Below are 17,600 nucleotides of genomic sequence, written 5' to 3'. Positions count from 1 at the left end.
CAATTTCGGCTTCCTGCTGCAAGCGGGACGCTTGCCCTACTCCTATGCGCTACCAACCCCTGCCCGCCGAACTGTTTGTCTCCAACCGTCAGCATCTTTATGCCAAGCTGCCGCCGCAGTCGGTGGTGATCGTACATGCCAATGATGTGCTGCCGACGAATGCGGACGGCTCCCTCGGCTTTGTGCAAAACAGTGATCTGTTTTATTTGAGCGGTGTCGATCAGGAGGAGACGATTCTGGTGCTCTTTCCTGATGCTGTTGATCCGAAGCAGCGGGAGATGTTGTTTGTGCGCGAAACGAACGAGCACATCGCCGTGTGGGAGGGCGAGAAGCTCAGCAAGGAGCAGGCGCAGGAGCGCAGCGGCATCGCGCGTGTGCACTGGCTGGAGGACTTCGAGACGCAGTTCCGCTCCGTGATCTGCCAGGCAGACCATGTCTTCCTCAATTCGAACGAGCACACCCGCGCCACCATCCCCACAGAAACGCGGGAGATGCGCTTCACGCAGCGCTGCCAGCGCGAGTATCCGCTGCATGACTACCGCCGCCTCGCGCAGCTCATGCACGAGCTCCGCGTCATCAAGAGCCCGCATGAAATCACGGCGCTGAATGAGGCCATCCGCATCACGGGCGAGGGCTTTGACCGTTTGCTGAAGTTTGTGAAACCCGGCGTGCAGGAGTTCGAGATCGAGGCCGAGCTTTCGCATGAGTTCATCCGCCAGCGTGCGCGCGGCTTTGCCTACACGCCGATCATCGCTAGCGGCGCGAACGCCTGCGTGCTGCATTACATCACCAATCACTGCCAGTGCCAGGATGGTGAACTGCTGCTGCTCGATGTGGCCGCGAACTACGGCAACTACAACGCCGACCTCACGCGGACGATTCCTGTGAACGGCAAGTTCACGCCGCGCCAACGCCAGGTGTATGACGCCGTGCTGCGCGTCTTCAAAACGTGCTGCCAAATCCTGCGCCCAGGCATTCTCATTCGCGAGTATCAGGAAGAGGTGGGCAAGCTGATGGAAAAAGAACTGCTCGGCCTCGGACTGATCACCGAAGACGACATCGCCAAACAGGACCCCGAAAAGCCCGCGTATAAAAAATACTTTCCGCACGGCACCTCTCATCCGCTGGGCATCGACGTGCATGACGTGGGCCACATGTGGAAGCCGGTGCAGGCTGGCATGGTCTTCACCGTGGAGCCCGGCATCTACATCCGTGAGGAGAAGCTCGGCGTGCGTCTGGAGAACAACATCTTCATCGGCGAGCATGAGAACATTGATCTCATGGCGCATATTCCGATTGAGGCGGATGAAATTGAGGCGCTGATGGCTGGCTGACGCGTGAGCGGCATGGGGGTGCGTCAGGCGCACCGCCTTCTCAATTGCCTTCCTTGATCTTGAAGCCGATATAGATACCCGAGCTGATGCCCATCAGGCCGAGCAGTTCGTTACTGAACAGCGGCATGGCGTAGTCGGACAGGACGCCGTTCACAAAGACGACGGCAAGCACCAGAGTCCAGGCGAACATCTGGAAACGGTGGATGGTCATACCTTCGTCAGAACTCAAAATGTCGATGAACCAGTTGGTGAAGGCGCTGTCTGACACGTTTGCGGGCTCGCGCTTTTTCGCGTCCCAATCTCTCTTTTCTGAGATGATGGCGGCAAACATGGACGTCCCGCCGCTGATGCCCATGAGGATGAGTGCGGTGTTGTTCACGCCTGCGAGGCTGCCAGTCGTGGACCATAGAAAAACAAACGAGCCGATGATGATGAAGAACCAGATGGACATCTGCAATCGCGCAAGACTCAACGGGTGCTTGTGCTGATGCCAGTAGTTCGGGTTCACCTGGGTGAGGTTGGTGAGAGTGATGCCGGTGTCACGGAGCACGTCCGTTGTCGGCGCCTTCCAGACGAAAAGGCCGAGGCAGCCGACGATGATGCCCATGCTGATCCAGAACTCCCAGCGGAACAGCGGAATCCCGAGACGAAAGCCGCTGTCCACGCCGATGTAGCTCTTCTTGCCGCTTTCTGACACATACGTCAGTGCCACGTCACCGACCATGCACGTCATCGGGCTGGATTTCAAAAGCTTCAGCCATGCGTCCTTGTCCTTGTTAATGTCACGCAGATTGAAGCGCAGGAGAAAGAGCGACTTCTCTGAATCGATCATCTCCGCCACATCGGTGGGATGGAGTTTGTCGAACGTTTCACCGCCGATTCGCAGACGGAAATTCAAACTCAACGGTTTGAAGCCATGTTTGATGAACCGTTTCGCGGATTCGACCTGCGTCGTAAGCGTCGTCTCTTTTTTGTCGGCATCTTTGAGCGCCAGATCGGTCTTCCCACGCTCCACGTTGAGCATGTTCATCGCTGTGGCATCGGATGCTTTGGCGAGACGTTCCTTGTCAACGTTGTCGAGTTTAATCTTCTGTTCTGCACGTTCAAGCGCTGCTCGTTTCAACTGATCTTCGCCGGTCCTGTTAACGATCAATTTCCAGTTTTTTGCATACTCGGTCTCAGGCTCCAACAGTTCGCCGAACAAGCCGTCAAGGTCGTTGATGACCACGAAGACATCGGAGGAAAATTTTGCATCGAGGGTGGTGTCGGCGGGCACGAGACGGAACTTCCCGCCTTCCATGATTTCGCCAAAGGCCAGAAGCTTCGGCATGGCGGTATCGGATGACAGAAGCCGTTCCTTCACCTTCTTGCCGAGATTCGCTTTGCCCGTGATCATGTTAGCGGGCTCGTCACCTGCGACACCTGAAATGCCCGCCATCATCAAGAACAGCACGAGGAGTGGCATCGGCTTGGAACGTAAAGATGAAGATTTCATGACGAATAATATGCTGTTTTTGAGGCTCTTATTGAATGTTTGTTTAACAAACAAACATACTATTTCCTAGAAGTCTAGATCAAAATACCCATCAATGAATGGTTCCGCCTCCAGCTTGACTTGCTTGCCTGAAGAGCCCAAGCAGACAAGCTCATTACCCGCGCACCCACCTATGTCCCTGCCCCGCTTCCATCTCCCTGCTGCTGACTGGACCACGCCGCGTCTCACGCTCGGCGGGGATGAGGCGCAGCATTGTGGGCGGGTGATGCGGAAACAGGCGGGGGATGTCATCGAGATTTTTGATGGGGCAGGCCGCGTGGCCGTCTGCGAGATCACGCAGGTGACCAAATCGACGGTGCAGGCCGTGATCCGTTCTGAAACATGCGTCGAGCCGTTTCAAACCTCGATCCATCTGCTGCCCGCGCTGATCAAGGCCGAGCCCTTTGAGTGGATGCTCGAAAAGGCGGTGGAGCTGGGCGCGGCAAGTGTGCAGCCTGTCATCACCGAGCGCACCGTGGTTCATCTCGATTCCGCGCAGGTGGAAAAGAAACTCGCCAAATGGCGGCGTCACATGATCGAAAGTGCGAAGCAGTGTCACACACCGTTCGTGCCTGAATTGAAGGCACCCATTGCGCTCGCCATGGGTTTGACTTTTCAGGCTGACTTCAAACTGATTCCTGCGCTGAGCGAACACAGCCGCACGCTCAAGCAAGCTTTGCCGGAATCGAGACCCACCAGCGTGGCCGTCTTGATCGGCCCGGAAGGCGATTTCACTACGGAAGAAGAAGCGCAGGCTTTTGCGGCGGGCTTTGTACCGGTCACGCTAGGCCCGTTGGTGCTGCGGGCTGAGACCGCTTGCATCGCCACGCTGGCGATTTTGGGGCATGAGCTGCGTTGACTCAGCACATCCCATGCGGTGGCGAGACGCGATTCATCAGTAGCCATGTCACTGAAGCTCATTCTCCCATTCCTGTACCTTCTTTGTTTCTTTACCGCGCTGCCTGCTGCAGAGACCGCGCCGGCGGCGGAAAAGGCGAAGATCGAATCTCTGATCTCGCATATCCAGGGACTGGAAAACGCCACCTTCGTCCGGAACGGCAGCGATTACAGCGCGGCGAACGCGGCCAAATTCCTCCGCGCCAAATGGGGGCGGAATGACAAGGAAGTGAAGACCGCCGCCGACTTCATCGCCAAAGTGGCCTCCTCGTCAGGGACTTCCGGCAAGGCCTACTTGATCCGCTTCAAGGATGGCAAAGAAACGCCCTGTGGCGAGTATCTGACGGCCCAGCTTCAAAAGTTGTGAGATGGCGCGATATTGCGACATCATTTCAAATCCGCCGGCGTGTTCGCATTGTGGAAAAACGGCATCTGTTCGTCCCCGAGCGCATGAGTGATGGCCAGTTCTGAATGGACGGCGGCCTCGATGAGGTGCTGAAGCTTGAAGTCTTTCTTGGACAGCGCCTCGCGCATGAGCGGCAGCATGGAGGAAACGTAGAGTCCGGCCAGGGCTTCATCGCCGTGCGGGCCACGGAAGAACCAGCCCTTCTCCGGGCTCTCGTGCTGGTGCAATTGCTCGCGCAGAAAGGCGGCGGTCATCCAGGGCATATCGACGGCGAGGACGAGCAGCGGCATTTGCACCTGTTCCAAACAACGGGTGATGGCACCGAGCGGGCCTTCATCGATGCCCTCGGGATCGTGCATGACTTCCACGCTTTCGTCGGGGCTGACGAACAAGGACTGCTCACTGCGGCAGGAGAGCAGCACGCGTTCGGCACCCAAAGATTGCAGCTTGTGCAATTGCGCCTGCCACAGGTCCTGTCCATGCCAGTGAAGCAGGGCTTTGTCCTGTTTCATCCGGGTGGAGCGGCCCCCGGCGAGCAATGCGGCGGCGAAGGGAGAGGTCATGTTTTGCGGAGGATGCCGTCACTCAAGATTTTGGCACGCAGGCCGCCGTGGCCTTTGAGCGCGGCTTCCGCGCCTTCGGCGAAGGCCTGGTTCATCCAATGGCAGGGCGCGGCCTCCTGCGTGCCGAGAAAACGCACGCCCTGCACTTCAAATTCGGTGCCAATGAGAGTGTTGAGATCGATGCCTTTGGTGATGATGTTGCGACGGAAAGCGGAAACTGGCACGCCCATCACACTGAATTGTTCGCAGACGCGTTCGTACTGCTCGTGCTCAAAAAAGGTGACCTGGCCCTTGTAGTCTTCCTTCCAGTCGAAATAGCGGTCGCCGCGCAGGCCCTTGCCGGTCACGCATTCAACTTCAGGCACTTCGACCGTCGGCGCGGTGCCGGGTGGCAGGCCGTGATGACCGACGAAGTTGTGCTCTGGGGAAATGAAGATGTGGAGGATTTGCATGCAGGGCTTGGATGTTGGCTCCAACGTGTCACAATCCATACGTCTATGACCGCAACAGAGCAACCCATCCGCATCGGCATCATTGGTGCCGGTGGCATCGTCAAATCCCGCCACATGCCCGGCCTGCGGGCCATCCCGAACGTGCAGATCACGCAGGTGACGAACCGCTCGCTGGAGAGCTCCGAGGCCTTTTGCCGCGAGTTTGCACCCGAAGCGAAGGCCGTGGAGCGCTGGGAAGAGCTGGCGTCGAGTCCTGAAGTGGATGTGGTCTGGATCGGCACGCACCCGTACATGCATTCGGAAATGACATGCTACGCGCTGCAGCACGGCAAGCATGTCTTCACGCAGGCACGCATGGCGGCATCCCTTCCAGAGGCGAACCAGATGTGGGAGGCGTCCATGCGGTATCCGGAACTCGTCACCGCGATCTGTCCGGCACCGCAGGGCATGCATGGTGGCGAACTAGTGAAGCAACTGCTCGCGGAAGGAGCCATCGGCACGCCGCATCAGGTGCTGCTGCACAGCTTCAATGATGCCTGGCTGGATGCGGCGAAGCCCGCGCACTGGCGGCAGCAGTCGGACCTGAGCGGGATTCAAATCCTCACGTTGGGCATTTACACCGAGGTGCTGCAGCATTGGCTCGGACATATCGTGGAGCTGGAGGCACGCGGCAATGTGGTGATTCCGGAACGTGCGGGCGTGGAGGTGGATATTCCTGATTTCGTCAACGTGATGGCCAAATTCCGCAGCGGCATCGAAGCAACGATGCTCTTCAGCGGTGTGGCCGCGCATGCGCCGACGGACAAGCTGTGGATCTTCGGCTCCGAAGGCACGCTGAGCTATGACTTCAACACGGACGACCTCCAACTCGGCAAACGCGGCGGCAAACTGGAGTCACTGTCGGTTCCCACCGAGATGCAACGAAGCTGGACGGTGGAGCGCGATTTCATCGCCGCAGTGCGAGATCCCCAAGCGCCGCGACCACGGCCAGGATTCGGCGAAGGCATGAACTACATGCGAGTGGTGCATGCCGTGTGGCAGGCGATGGACGCCCAGGCGGCGGTGAGGGTGGTGTAAAAAAACGACCTTCATCCCTGAATTGCATGAAAACGCTGCTCGCCATGCTGGCTTTGACCTCGGCGCTGGGATGCACCAGTTCTCAAAAGGCTTCACATGAAAAGGAACTGCGGCGTCAAGGGCACGTTACCGTCGTAGCTGGTGGAGCGGACTTTATTGTGACCACCCCCGTGTATCGCAGGTATCAGGCTCTCAGCTGCTGTTTCCCCCGGAGCGTCTGGGATTATGTTCAATCTCAACCCGCTCATAGAGACGGCTCCTCGCTAAATAAGAAAGGAACCGCCGCTTGGGTGGACGTTTCTGGTCACTTTGAGAACATTTATTCAAACGAAGTGTTCGTGGCAACTCAGGTTCACCAAATCAGCCCAGCTCACACGAGATTCATTGCCTGGCGCAGACAGTTTGGCTCAGGAAATCGTGTGCCCGACTATGCTGAATGAACCTTATGAGCCCCGATACCTTTGAAGGCATGTACTACACCGTCCGTCGGCGGCCCACGGCGAGAGCACCATTCACCACGTGCAGCAGGCCTTCGACCTGATAGGGCTTCGGCAGCGCAGCAGCAAAGCCGTAGGCGGCGCAGTCCCTCATCACGGCATCATCCCGGTAGCCGGAGGAGACGATGGCGAGGATTTGTGGATCGAGACGACGGAGATACATCATGGTTTCCCGGCCGCACATGCCATCGGGAATGGTGAGGTCGAGAATGGCGAGGTCATAGGGGCGGCCCTGCTGCATCGCCTCCTGATACAGTCGCAGCGTGTCCTTGCCGTCTCCGGTTTCGACGACTTCAAAAGAGAACTTTTCCAGAGCACGCCGCATCAGATCGCGCACCATGAGATCGTCCTCGAGCAGCAGGATGCGTCCGGCAGAGGGTTTGGCGACCTGCATCAACGGTCTGCTGGGAGTCTGCGCCACCGGCACTCGCGCAGCCTCAATCATGTGGCGCATGTCACCCAACGACTGATAACGGTGCTGCGGATCTGTCATCAGCGCCCGGATGATGATGGCGTCAAAGCGGGGGTCCAGGCCAGGCAGCAAGGACGAAGGTGGCTGCCAGGAGCCGCGCGGCAGAGCCCCGGTAAGCATCTGATACATCAGCACGCCGAAAGCATAGATGTCGGCACGATGATCGACATCCCGATGGGCGTTGAACTGCTCCGGTGCGGCGTACTCCGGCGTGCCCATGACCATGTGCGTTTCTGTGACCATGGAGGGCGAACGCATGACGTCCTTGGCGAGCCCGAAGTCTGTGATCTTCACCTCCCCCTGCCGCGTGAGCATGATGTTCGCGGGCTTGATGTCACGATGGACGATGCCTTTGGAGTGCGCGTATTCGAGTCCGGCGCAGATCTGCGGCAGCAGCTGCAGCGCGAGTTCGCGCGTCATGCGCCCGGTGCTCATGATTTCACCGAGGTCGGTGCCATCGACGAACTCCATGACGAAAAACAAAAACTCAGTGCCGATGTGGCCATAGTCGTAGATGGCGACAATGTTTGGGTGGTTGAGCGTGGCCATGGCCCGCGCTTCACGACGGAAGCGGTCTTCAAAGGCAAAGTCATACCCGTCGGTCACACGCAGCACCTTGATGGCCACCGGCCGCCCCAGGCTGAGCTGGGTGCCACGATACACCGTACCCATGCCGCCAATGCCCACCTGCGCCTGCACCGAATAACGCCCAAAGGGCATCATGGCGGAAAGCTCCTGCGAGGAAGGTGGAGCGGAACGAGTCACAAGGGGAGCGGCGGAACTGCTGGTAAGTCGCATCAGTGAGGTACTGTGACACACCTGCCCAAGGGAGCAACAACCTTAAACCTTGGGGTATATTTAGGTGTTCCGTTTCAAACCGTGGCGGGCTTGCTGGCGGCTGCCAGTTTACGCATGTAGATAAATCCACCGATGGCCAGCGCCAGCATGGCGATGCCCAGCAGCGGGCGGACAAAGATCCAGGCGATGGCGATCACCAGGAAGGAAATGGTGCCGGCAAGGACAAAAGAGATCAGGCCCGTGCCCATGCCGATGATGTTCCCAATGAAGGGGATCACACTGCCCAGCACGCTAAGCGGCTTCATGATGGCCATGAAACCGAAGGCCATGAAGAGGAAGCCGAAAAAGCGCACCAGCCAGGTGATCATCGAGTTCGCGGCGGCGGCGTTTTTAAACATCGCTTCGGCACTGACCGTGCCCTCCTCGATGAAGTTGATCGCGTCACCGGCCTTGGTCTGGTAGGGCTCAAAGGTTTCATCGATCTGCGCCGCCAGGATGCTGTAGGTGCCGGGCTTCACGATTTCAAAGGATACGCGCACGTCACCGACCTGGGGCGTTTTGGGGTTTTCACCAATGTAAAAGGCCCCGTCCTGGATTTTCGTTCCAGTTTTGAGATCCTCAGGCAGCCTGGCCAGATCCGCATCCGTGACCGCATTCTTGATCGGGCTGCCCATCTGTTTCACGAAGTCTTCCGGCACATCGAACACACCTAGGGTGACCTCCCCGGCAGCGATGTTCGCGTTTTCGGGGATCAAGTCTCCCTTATTGGTGTGGCCTTCGGGCTTTTTGAATTCGGAGGACTTCACCGGCTCATCCACCCATTTCTTTTCATAAGTGTAGGTAGTCGTGGTTTCTTCACTGCCACCGACTTTTTCCTTTGTCTCCGTCTTCGTGTTCTCCACCCACTGATAAATCTCCTCGGTGCGAACAATCCGGAGCGCTGGCACGCTGATGCCGTAATTTGTGTCTTCCACCATGCCCGTGGCTTTCGCGTCCCCTGTCACATGCACGAGTTTTTTGTCATTGGCAGGGTCCACTTTGTCCGCAGCCACATGCACCACGGCGGCGGCACCTTCCTTCAGACTGTTCGCGGTGGTGACGGCACGGCCTTCATTCCACCAGAGCAGAACGATCGTCACGGGAATGATAATGATGCCAAACAGGATGCCTTTGATCGATCCGCCAATGCGGCTGAACCAGTTTTGTGAAGTCACTTCGGTGTAGGAGTCAGCCATGGAATAGAATTGGGTGGATTTCGTAAATTGGAGTGCAAATCCCGCCTGACCTCTTCTTTTTTCTGCCACACGAAAATACCGGAACCAGTGACAAGGCGGCAAGAAAGCACCGCAGCTTCGTTTGTTAGTCTCTCACTTATGAAAACGCGCTTCCTTCTCCTCATGCTCGGCAGTTCCGCGCTCGCTGCCGACCCGAACGTCAAAACCGACGCCGTCGCGGGGAATGAGGCCGTGAAAAAGATCATGGAAACCCGCGCCGGACGCGGGGTCATGCGTGACGACACGCCGCCCACGCCCCCCGAGGAGGCATTGAAGAAATTCAAAATACGCAGCGATGTCGTCATCGACCTCATGGCTGCCGAGCCGGTGGTGGAGCAGCCGCTGTATGTGAGCTGGGATTCCAAGGGCCGCATGTGGGTGGTGCAGTACCGGCAGTACCAATTCCCCGCCGGGCTGAAGATCATCAGCTACGATCAGCACCTGCGCGCCAAGTTTGACAAGGTGCCGCTGCCGCCGCCACGGGGCGAAAAGGGGGCCGACAAGATCACCGTCTTTGAAGACACGGATGGCGACGGCTTTTTCGACAAGCACGAGGACGTCATCACCGGTCTGAACATCGCCAGCGCCGCGCTGCATGGCATGGGGCGCATCTGGGTGCTGAATCCCCCGTATCTGCTCAGCTATGCGGACGCCGATTTTGACGCGAAGCCCGACAATGACACGCCCGAGGTGGAGCTCAGCGGCTTCGGCCTGGAAGACACGCACAGCGTCGCCACGAATCTGCAATGGGGCATGGACGGCTGGCTCTACGGTGCGAACGGCAGCACCACCACCGGCAACGTCAGCAGCGCCAACACCAAGAATGTGAAGTGGGAGGGCCAGTGCATCTGGCGCTACCACCCCAAGAAGATGACCTTCGAAATCTACGGTGAAGGCGGAGGCAACACCTTCAGCCTCGACTTCGACAGCAAGGGCCGCCTGTTCTCCGGCACGAACGGTGCCACACGCGGCATGCATTATGAGCAGGGCAGCTACGGCATCAAAGGCTGGGGCAAGCACGGCCCGCTGACCAATCCGTATGCCTTCGGCTGGTTCGAGCACATGAAGCATGAGGGCGATAACAAACGCTTCCCCCAGGCCTTCACCGTGTATGAAGGCGGCCTGCTCGGCAGCGCCTACGAGGGTAAAATCATCGCCCCGAACGCGCTGCATAACCTCGTCTATGTCAGCGAGCGCCTCCCGGACGGCTCCACCTTCCGCACGAAGGATGAGGAAAATCTCCTCAGCACCCCGGACCGCTGGTTCCGCCCCGTCTGGGCTGGTGTGGGTCCCGACGGCGGCTTCTACATGGCCGACTGGTATGACACCCGCCTGAGCCACGTCAGCCCCATCGACGACTGGCACAAGACGAGCGGCCGGATCTATCGCGTACGGCCTGCTGCGGGTGCGCCGAAGTTGAAGCCATTTGATCTGAGCAAGGCGAGCGGGGAGGAGTTGCTCGGTTACCTGAGCCATCCGAATGAGTGGTTCCGCAAGCAGGCCATCTTGGAGATCGGGTGGCGTCATCTCACCGAACTCGGCCCCAAGCTCAAGGCCCTGCCGCAGACGCTCGAAACCCTGTGGGCACTGGATGCGCTGGGGCTGGCCGACGATCTGCCCTTCACCAGCAGCGATCCTTACATCCGGCGCTGGTCCGTGAAGATGGTCGGGGAGGAAAACCGGAACACGGACGCCCTTCTGAAAATGGCTAAAACAGAGAAACATCCCGAAGTCCGCGCCCAGATTCTTGCTACGGCCAAAAAGATTCCGGCCCAGTCCGCCCTGCCCCTGCTCTGGGTTGGTGATGCCGAAGACATCAGCGGCCATCTGCCGCTACTCGCATGGTGGGCGCTCGAATCGAAGGCGGAAAAGGAACGCGCCGCCGTCTTCACCTTCCTCAAAGCCGACACCGCTTTTCTCAAGACCACCCTCTTCCTCGATCACCTCGCTGAAAAGCTCGCGAAACGCTACGCGCTGGCGGGTGGTGAGGAGAACTTCCAGTCCTGCGCCGATCTGCTCGCGCTGACCAACGACGAAGCGCTGCGTGGCAAGTTCATCGCGGGCATTGCGTCCGCGTTTGAAGGCGCGGAGATGCCGAAGCTGCCGGAATCACTTACCAAAGCGCTCAACGACTACATGGCGAAGCAAGGGGGCGGCGACCTCACGCTGGCGCTGCGCAGTGGCAATGCCGACGCGCTTAAGAAGGCGCTCGCGCTGCTGTCCGACAAGAAAGCCAGCAACACCGCACGCATCGGCATCGCGAAGACGCTGGCCGAACTGGGCAAACAGGAAGCGGTGATGCCGATGGTGGCGATTTTGAAGACCACCAATCCGGCGAGTCTCAAACGTGGCATGCTGCAAGCGGCGGCTAAGTTTGGCGACAAGCGCATCCCCGAAGCGCTACTGCTCGGCTGGGAAACTCAAATTTCCGGTGACCAGGCGCTGCGTGAAGACGCCCTGCGCGTGATGGCAGGCCGCAAGGAGTGGGCGCAGATTTTGGTGAGTTTTGTTAACGACTGGAAGGTGCCGGTGAAGCATTTCACCATCGACATCGTACGCCAGCTCAGCCTGCACAAAGACCCGGAGATTGATGCGGCCATCGACAAGCACTGGAAGGGCCTGCTGGCAACCGGTCCCACACCGGAAAAGAAAAAGGAGTCGGAGCGCATCAAGGCCGTGCTGAAAACCGGACTAGGCGATGCCGAGAAGGGCAAGATCCAGTTCATGGGCCGCTGTTTCATCTGCCACAAGCTCTTTGGCGAAGGCGGAGCCATCGGCCCCGAACTCACCGGCTATGACCGCAGCAACGCCGACTTCTGGCTCGACAACCTCTTCATGCCCAGCATGGAAATCCGCGAGGGCTTCGGCGCCTACATCGTGAAAACAAAGGGCGGCCAGATCCTCACCGGGCTCATGGACGCGCAGGACGCCAAGGGCATCGTCATCAAGGACATGGCCAACAACAAAACCGCGCTCAAACAGACCGACATCGAATCCATGACAGCGTCACCCATTTCGCTGATGCCAGAAGGCCTCACCACCGGCATGAGCGACGCGGACCTGAAGGACTTCTTTGCGTATTTGATGAAGAAGTGATCTGCCTCAAGCAGGTCAGTTTATCATTGCCAGTCCTGCGGTCTGCTCAGCCGTCAATCTTGGCATGCCCAGACCATGCAGGCGCTCCCAATAGGCCTCAAAATCGGGAACCTGCATTTGAACAGAGGGCATGTGCGTGGCGGCCCCAAAATCCATCATGGCGTCCATGAAGTGAAGCTGCTCGGCCAGGGGCAGAGCTTTAACTTGCAGCAATAGGTCACGGGCGCTCACGCCTAGAAGATACCAGGACAGGAATCGCCTAACAAGCCGCTTTTCCTCCTGTCCTCCGCAGGAGAGCAAGCCCCACTCCACCTCACCGATACAAGACACCGAACCCGCGCAGCCAGGTAGCAGCTACGCCGAGGAGGAGAGCCAGAGAACCGAATTCTCCGGCGAAGGGCAGGTGCAGGTCGGCAAAGACATCCAGCGTGGCGTAGAGCGCGCCTGTGCCGGCCAGCGCGGCGGCCACGCCATAGACATAGCGGCCAATCCAGTGGTCATTGGTGAAGGCAGCGGCATTGACCACGGCGGCGAAGATGCAAACGAGGGCGGCATAGCTGCCCGCGTCCACCAGATGCCATGCAAAGCCGAGCAGGAGGCTGGAGACGGCGGCAACGATCAGCCCGCCCACCACCACGCCCTCCCAGTATTCGCGCGGGCGCAGCGCCTGCCGTGCGAAACGATCCATCACAATGAAGGCTGAGCTGAGTCCGCGCGCCAGATGCGCCCACAGCACGAACAGCAACCATGCGCCGATGACGACCGAGGCGAGAATGGGCGAGACGGTCTTGAGATAGCTGCTGAGAATCCGGTAGCCGATGAAACCGCCGAGCATGATGGCGGTCTGCCGGCCGTCCGTGAACTGATTCATGAAGTGCGCGAACTTCAGCTGCAGGCGGTAGGGCCATGACCGCGCACGAAAGGACTCGATGAGTCCCAGCCTTGCGTTTTCATTCATGGGGTTCAGCCGCAGCGCTTCGAGGAAGTGCTCGTTGGCTTTTTTGTGATCCCCCTTCATCACGGCCATCCAGCCAGCGCTGGTATGCGCGCTGTCATCTTCCGCATTGCGTTGCAGTTGATATTTAATGAGCTCCGCGTTGTCGCCGTCCTTTTTCTGCAGCAGCAGCGCGGCGGAGAGCACCTCGGCGGCCATGGTGTTCTCGGTGTCCAGTGAGAGAGCGGCGCGGGCGGAGGCTTCCGCTTTCGGATAATCGCGCTGGCGCAGGTGCAGGCGTGCGAGCACGGCGTGGCTGAAATCGCTGTCGGGGTCGAGACTCACCGCTTCTTCAGCATGCTGCAGTGCCACTTTGACGGCAGCGTTCTGCCCGTCTTTGGCATTCGCATTCAAGGCGAGCGCCAGGACGCTGCGGGCGAAGGCGTTTTCCGGCTCCAGCGCCACGGCACGCTGGGCCGCGTCGATCGACTTCGGCGCGGTGCCATCCTCGTGCATCCAGCACAGCGCGAGCATGATGTAACTGAGCGTGTGATGCGCGTCGAGCTCGAGCGCCTGCTGATAGCAGGCGATGGCGTCCTGCGTGCGGTGCTGGCTCTGCAGCAGGCGGCCACGGGCAAATGCGGCCTCAGGGGAGGGATGAAAATCGTCAGACATGCGCCGTCAGGGGTTCAGCGCTTCATGAGGCCGAGGTGTTTCAAGACGTCATCGTAGAAGCCGCTTTGATTGGAATACATCGCGTAATTTTTCGCGCTCTCGAACCAGGCCTTCGTCGTGGCTTTGTGACGACCTGCCGCCTTGATCAGATCCTTCGTCGTCAGCGGGATGATTTTGCCGGTGCGCATGACTTCGTTCATGACGTCTTCCGTGGCGAGATCGAAGACCGCCTTGAGATCGGCACCGGAGAAGCCTTCGGTTTTTTTGGCGAGGGCGCGTGGATCGAGCTCACCGATCGGTTTATTCTTCGCCATGACTTCGATGATGGACACGCGTCCGGCTTCATCCGGCGGCGGCACAAACAAGGTGCGGTCAAAGCGGCCCGGGCGGCGAAAGGCGGGGTCGATATGCCACGGGGCATTCGTGGCACCGAGGATGAGCACGCCGTCGTTATTGCCCTCCGCGCCATCCATTTCAGAGAGGAAGGCGTTGATGAGATTGCGACCAGCGCTTTGCCGCAGATCACGGCGGTCCGCAGCCAGTGCATCCACTTCATCAAAGAACAGAATGCTGGGAGCATTCTGCCGGGCGAGTTCGAAGACCTCGTGCATGTTTTTCTCCGAGCCACCGATCCACATGTCGAGAATCTGGTGCAGACCCAGGGCGATGAAGTTGGCATTGATCTCGCCGGCGGTGGCCTTGCTGATCAGCGTCTTGCCCACGCCGGGCGGGCCGTAGAGCAGCACGCCGCCACCGACTTTTTTATCGTAGGCCTTGAACAGCTCCGCATGCTTCAGCGGATAGATGATCTTCATGCGGATCTCTTCCTTCAGCGCCTCCATGCCGCCGACATTGGAAAAATTCAGCTCTGGTTTGCCAAATTCAGCCAGCCCGAGATCGTAGGCGGCACCGCCGCGTGGATGACCTTCATCATCGTCTTTGTCTTCTTCCACCATTTCGATGAGAGTGCCGCTGGACGTCATGGCACCTCGCTTGGGGCCGGAGGCATCATCCCCGGAGGGTTTGATGCCGTGAAGATCTTTTTCGATGCCGGGATCTGCCAAAGAGCGGTTCAAGGCGATGCCCTTGTCATACATGGCCCGGGCCTTGGGCAGATCGCCCTCGGTGATGTGAATGCGTGCGAGCAGCAGGAAGGCGGCGGCGCAGGTGGGGGTGTCAGACACGATCTGCTCAGCGCGCACCGCCGCCTGAGAGGTCTTGCCTTGCAGCAAAGCGACGCGGGCGAGGCCCAGACGTGCGTCTGCATGGGCAGGATCGTCCTTCAGCACGCGCTGAAAGCTCTGTTCAGCCTCTTCCAGCAGCCCATCATCCAGGCAGCCGTCCGCAAAGAGCATGAGCAGCGGCGCGTTGTCGGGCGAATGTTGGAGTGCTAGACGAAGAGCGTCGAGATTTTGAGCCATGTGGAGGACTCCAGCGTGGGGTGGCTGGCGTGGCAAGGGCTTTTAATTTCCCAATGCGCGCCGATACGCCGCGATCTTGTTGAGGAATGCCTGCCACTTCGCCCCGGGGCGCCCATGCTCCATCAGGAAGTGCGGGCAGTTTTTGTGGCCCAGATTGCGGTGATCATCATGGCGGATCATGAGCCAGTGCTGATGTGGGACGACGTGACTCAGCGGAATGCCGTGCTCTTTCATGAGCCAGGCGGTGAGACGCGCGGTTTTGTCCAAGGTGCGGGTGCGGTTATTGCCACGGTTCTCACACATTTCGATGCCAATGGAGCTGCGATTGCCCTGCCCGTCATAGTCGGCGTGTTCGCCGCGCTCATGGGTGGGCATGCTTTGGTAAATGGAATGGTCATCCACGGTGAAATGCCAGCCGATGTAGCCGATGGCGTTGTGCCTGCCTTTGATTGAGCCGGTTTTGAGCATCTGGGCATGGGCATAGGCCCCAGCACCCCTCCCATAATTCTCCGTGGCGTGGATGGTGATGTAGGTGGGCCGCATGGGCCGGTGCTGACGGCGCGCGTAGCGTCCGTTCGGTATCAAATCGACCGTGACACCCGGCGGCGTGCCCTGGGGAACGATGACCGAACAGGAGCTCAAGAGGGCCGCGAGGAGAGCGTAGCGGGCGATGTGGGGGAATTTCATAGGTTCAATATGAGCAGTTTACGTGACAAGATCCGCTTCCGGTCCCATGTCGTTATCGAGTTCTAGGTATTTTTTGGTTTACCTTGGTTTTCGATGCGCTCGAGCAAGGATGCAAAGATTCTCAAATTCGCTCTTCACGGTCGGCATTTTGACGCGAGAAAAATTTTTTCGCCGTGGAACCCTTGAATCTTCGATGTGAAACGCATTTTTGCACAATGGCTGGGAAAAACATCTCGCCAGAACACAATATCTTGTGCATGATCCGCCTCGGCACCCGCTACATCTAGTATTTATAGTGTTGGTCGATTATCAGTCATTTTCGCGAAAAATCAAATAAACACCCTTCACTCTGCAACGAAATCGTCATGGAAAAGACCTACAAGATTGGCAACCGCGAGTTCCAACTCGATCAAGACAAAGCTGAAGCTGCCTTCGCAGCCAAGAAGGTGATCAATGGTCGTAAGAGCATGACCTTCAACCTCCTCCCGCTGAAATATCAATGGGCTTATGACCTATACCGGATCATGAAGGCCAACCACTGGGAGCCAGAAGACATTCAGATGCAGAAGGATGTGGAACAATGGCGTTCCAACGATGTCTCCCAGAACGAACGCTGGATCATCATGATGGGCATCGGCTACTTCAGCGCTGCCGAAGGCATCGTGGGAGACAACGTGCAGCATGTGGTGCGCGAGCTGGTGACCGCCCCCGAATTGAAGCTCGTCCTGGGCCGCCATGCCCATGAAGAGAACATCCATGCGGATTCCCTGCTGTACATGATTTCCTCCCTGGGCATCAACCCGCATGAGTGCGAGGCGATGTTTGAGCAGATCCCGACGATCGTGAAGAAAAACGAGTTCGTCACCAAACACTCCAACAACCTGCGCCGCGATCTCGACCTCACCCTGCTCGAGAACAAGCAGCTCCTGGCCAAGAACATCTTCGTCTTTGGCCAGTGCATGGAAGGCACGCAGTTCTACGGCCTGTTCGGCATGATCCTGAGCCTGTACCGCCAGAACAAGTTCCCCGGCATCGGCTCGATGTTCCGCTACACGCTGCGGGATGAGTCGAACCACATCGAAGTCTTCCGCAATCTGTTCATGGACCTCATCGAGGAAAACCCTGACATCTGGACCGCTGACTTCCGCGAGGAACTGCTCAACATCATGCGTGAAGGCGTGGCGCTGGAGAAGGAATTCATCCGTGACTGCCTGCCCGTGAATGCCGTGGGCCTGAGCGCGGAAGAATTTGAGCGCTACACCGACTACATCGCTGACCGTCGTCTGGACGGCTGCGGCCTCCCGGCGCTGAACCCAGGCATCACCAATCCGCTGCCATGGCTGGCGGAGCTGATGGACATCAAGAAGGAGCAGAATTTCTTCGAAGGCAAGGTCACCGACTATCAGAAGTCCTCCGCGCTTGCCGCCTGCTCCGACGACGATCTTTAATTTATCCTTACTGGCCGACTTCCCGCTGGAGTTCT

16 protein-coding genes are annotated in these 17,600 nt (G+C 58.6%); 7 read left to right on the top strand and 9 right to left on the bottom strand.

Going from position 1 to position 17,600, the window contains the following annotated elements; genetic code table 11:
• Positions 1 to 44: 44 nt before the first annotated feature.
• The gene (locus tag PSV43_RS00570) at positions 45 to 1,334 is read left to right on the top strand and encodes an aminopeptidase P N-terminal domain-containing protein (protein WP_300192613.1); all 1,290 of its coding nucleotides are present in this window, start codon (positions 45 to 47) and stop codon (positions 1,332 to 1,334) included.
• Positions 1,335 to 1,374: 40 nt separating this feature from the next.
• Here the strand turns inward: PSV43_RS00570 and PSV43_RS00565 are convergent, their stop codons facing one another.
• Positions 1,375 to 2,829, bottom strand: coding sequence for a hypothetical protein (locus PSV43_RS00565; RefSeq protein ID WP_300192611.1), 1,455 nt, complete (start codon positions 2,827 to 2,829; stop codon positions 1,375 to 1,377).
• 172 nt (positions 2,830 to 3,001) lie between these two features.
• Between PSV43_RS00565 and PSV43_RS00560 the strand changes: the two genes are divergently transcribed.
• Together PSV43_RS00560 and PSV43_RS00555 are read left to right on the top strand one after the other, a co-directional pair.
• The gene (locus PSV43_RS00560) at positions 3,002 to 3,727 is read left to right on the top strand and encodes an RsmE family RNA methyltransferase (RefSeq protein ID WP_300192609.1); all 726 of its coding nucleotides are present in this window, start codon (positions 3,002 to 3,004) and stop codon (positions 3,725 to 3,727) included.
• A gap of 45 nt (positions 3,728 to 3,772) precedes the next feature.
• Positions 3,773 to 4,132 carry a DUF5329 family protein gene (locus PSV43_RS00555; RefSeq protein ID WP_300192607.1) on the top strand — a complete coding sequence of 120 codons (360 nt, stop codon included), beginning with the start codon at positions 3,773 to 3,775 and terminating at the stop codon, positions 4,130 to 4,132.
• 20 nt (positions 4,133 to 4,152) lie between these two features.
• Here PSV43_RS00555 and PSV43_RS00550 read toward each other — a convergent pair whose 3' ends face one another.
• Both PSV43_RS00550 and PSV43_RS00545 read right to left on the bottom strand, forming a co-directional pair.
• Positions 4,153 to 4,734 carry a molybdenum cofactor guanylyltransferase gene (locus PSV43_RS00550; RefSeq protein WP_300192605.1) on the bottom strand — a complete coding sequence of 194 codons (582 nt, stop codon included), beginning with the start codon at positions 4,732 to 4,734 and terminating at the stop codon, positions 4,153 to 4,155.
• Positions 4,731 to 5,186, bottom strand: coding sequence for an MOSC domain-containing protein (locus PSV43_RS00545; protein WP_300192603.1), 456 nt, complete (start codon positions 5,184 to 5,186; stop codon positions 4,731 to 4,733). The genes PSV43_RS00550 and PSV43_RS00545 overlap by 4 nt, the downstream gene beginning before the upstream one ends.
• Before the next feature lie 45 nt (positions 5,187 to 5,231).
• Here PSV43_RS00545 and PSV43_RS00540 point away from each other — a divergent pair, with 45 nt between their 5' ends.
• Positions 5,232 to 6,263, top strand: a complete 1,032-nt coding sequence (locus PSV43_RS00540; protein ID WP_300192601.1) for a Gfo/Idh/MocA family oxidoreductase — start codon at positions 5,232 to 5,234, stop codon at positions 6,261 to 6,263.
• Between the two features lie 26 nt (positions 6,264 to 6,289).
• Complete coding sequence (locus PSV43_RS00535) at positions 6,290 to 6,703, top strand: hypothetical protein (RefSeq protein WP_300192599.1); 414 nt, start codon at positions 6,290 to 6,292, stop codon at positions 6,701 to 6,703.
• Between the two features lie 34 nt (positions 6,704 to 6,737).
• On the opposite strand, the gene PSV43_RS00530 is transcribed toward PSV43_RS00535, so the two are convergent.
• Both PSV43_RS00530 and PSV43_RS00525 read right to left on the bottom strand, forming a co-directional pair.
• Positions 6,738 to 7,997 carry a protein kinase gene (locus tag PSV43_RS00530; RefSeq protein ID WP_300192597.1) on the bottom strand — a complete coding sequence of 420 codons (1,260 nt, stop codon included), beginning with the start codon at positions 7,995 to 7,997 and terminating at the stop codon, positions 6,738 to 6,740.
• 107 nt (positions 7,998 to 8,104) lie between these two features.
• Positions 8,105 to 9,265 carry a TMEM43 family protein gene (locus PSV43_RS00525; RefSeq protein ID WP_300192596.1) on the bottom strand — a complete coding sequence of 387 codons (1,161 nt, stop codon included), beginning with the start codon at positions 9,263 to 9,265 and terminating at the stop codon, positions 8,105 to 8,107.
• A gap of 138 nt (positions 9,266 to 9,403) precedes the next feature.
• On the opposite strand from PSV43_RS00525, the gene PSV43_RS00520 reads away from it, so the two are divergent.
• Positions 9,404 to 12,400: a c-type cytochrome gene (locus tag PSV43_RS00520; protein WP_300192594.1), complete on the top strand. Its 2,997-nt coding sequence runs from the start codon at positions 9,404 to 9,406 to the stop codon at positions 12,398 to 12,400.
• 15 nt (positions 12,401 to 12,415) lie between these two features.
• Here PSV43_RS00520 and PSV43_RS00515 read toward each other — a convergent pair whose 3' ends face one another.
• The 4 genes from PSV43_RS00515 to PSV43_RS00500 all read right to left on the bottom strand — a co-directional run bounded on the left by PSV43_RS00515 (position 12,416) and on the right by PSV43_RS00500 (position 16,117).
• Positions 12,416 to 12,631 carry a hypothetical protein gene (locus PSV43_RS00515; RefSeq protein WP_300192592.1) on the bottom strand — a complete coding sequence of 72 codons (216 nt, stop codon included), beginning with the start codon at positions 12,629 to 12,631 and terminating at the stop codon, positions 12,416 to 12,418.
• Between the two features lie 82 nt (positions 12,632 to 12,713).
• Positions 12,714 to 14,009, bottom strand: a complete 1,296-nt coding sequence (locus PSV43_RS00510) for a tetratricopeptide repeat protein (protein ID WP_300192590.1) — start codon at positions 14,007 to 14,009, stop codon at positions 12,714 to 12,716.
• A 14-nt stretch (positions 14,010 to 14,023) separates the two neighbouring features.
• Positions 14,024 to 15,430: an AAA family ATPase gene (locus PSV43_RS00505; protein WP_300192588.1), complete on the bottom strand. Its 1,407-nt coding sequence runs from the start codon at positions 15,428 to 15,430 to the stop codon at positions 14,024 to 14,026.
• A gap of 42 nt (positions 15,431 to 15,472) precedes the next feature.
• Positions 15,473 to 16,117 (bottom strand): N-acetylmuramoyl-L-alanine amidase, encoded by a 645-nt coding sequence (locus PSV43_RS00500; protein ID WP_300192587.1) that lies wholly within the window; start codon positions 16,115 to 16,117, stop codon positions 15,473 to 15,475.
• A 365-nt stretch (positions 16,118 to 16,482) separates the two neighbouring features.
• Here PSV43_RS00500 and PSV43_RS00495 point away from each other — a divergent pair, with 365 nt between their 5' ends.
• A complete protein-coding gene (locus tag PSV43_RS00495; RefSeq protein ID WP_300192585.1) occupies positions 16,483 to 17,565 on the top strand; it encodes a ribonucleotide-diphosphate reductase subunit beta in 1,083 nt (360 codons plus the stop codon).
• The last annotated feature ends 35 nt before the right edge of the window (positions 17,566 to 17,600 follow it).

The sequence above is a fragment of the Prosthecobacter sp. genome (genome assembly GCF_029946185.1).
Lineage (GTDB): Bacteria > Verrucomicrobiota > Verrucomicrobiia > Verrucomicrobiales > Verrucomicrobiaceae > Prosthecobacter.
The sequence above is the reverse complement of the archived record's forward strand: the minus strand, read 5'-3'. Positions and strand labels throughout refer to the sequence as shown.

Excerpts from the sequence above, each read along its gene's own strand:
- PSV43_RS00565 (WP_300192611.1), bottom strand. The coding sequence starts at position 2,829 with ATGAAATCTTCATCTTTACGTTCCAAGCCGATGCCACTCCTCGTGCTG.
- PSV43_RS00510 (WP_300192590.1), bottom strand. The coding sequence starts at position 14,009 with ATGTCTGACGATTTTCATCCCTCCCCTGAGGCCGCATTTGCCCGTGGC.
- PSV43_RS00520 (WP_300192594.1), top strand. The coding sequence starts at position 9,404 with ATGAAAACGCGCTTCCTTCTCCTCATGCTCGGCAGTTCCGCGCTCGCT.
- PSV43_RS00560 (WP_300192609.1), top strand. The coding sequence starts at position 3,002 with ATGTCCCTGCCCCGCTTCCATCTCCCTGCTGCTGACTGGACCACGCCG.
- PSV43_RS00525 (WP_300192596.1), bottom strand. The coding sequence starts at position 9,265 with ATGGCTGACTCCTACACCGAAGTGACTTCACAAAACTGGTTCAGCCGC.
- PSV43_RS00570 (WP_300192613.1), top strand. The coding sequence starts at position 45 with ATGCGCTACCAACCCCTGCCCGCCGAACTGTTTGTCTCCAACCGTCAG.
- PSV43_RS00505 (WP_300192588.1), bottom strand. The coding sequence starts at position 15,430 with ATGGCTCAAAATCTCGACGCTCTTCGTCTAGCACTCCAACATTCGCCC.
- PSV43_RS00545 (WP_300192603.1), bottom strand. The coding sequence starts at position 5,186 with ATGCAAATCCTCCACATCTTCATTTCCCCAGAGCACAACTTCGTCGGT.
- PSV43_RS00540 (WP_300192601.1), top strand. The coding sequence starts at position 5,232 with ATGACCGCAACAGAGCAACCCATCCGCATCGGCATCATTGGTGCCGGT.
- PSV43_RS00535 (WP_300192599.1), top strand. The coding sequence starts at position 6,290 with ATGAAAACGCTGCTCGCCATGCTGGCTTTGACCTCGGCGCTGGGATGC.
- PSV43_RS00555 (WP_300192607.1), top strand. The coding sequence starts at position 3,773 with ATGTCACTGAAGCTCATTCTCCCATTCCTGTACCTTCTTTGTTTCTTT.
- PSV43_RS00495 (WP_300192585.1), top strand. The coding sequence starts at position 16,483 with ATGGAAAAGACCTACAAGATTGGCAACCGCGAGTTCCAACTCGATCAA.
- PSV43_RS00550 (WP_300192605.1), bottom strand. The coding sequence starts at position 4,734 with ATGACCTCTCCCTTCGCCGCCGCATTGCTCGCCGGGGGCCGCTCCACC.
- PSV43_RS00500 (WP_300192587.1), bottom strand. The coding sequence starts at position 16,117 with ATGAAATTCCCCCACATCGCCCGCTACGCTCTCCTCGCGGCCCTCTTG.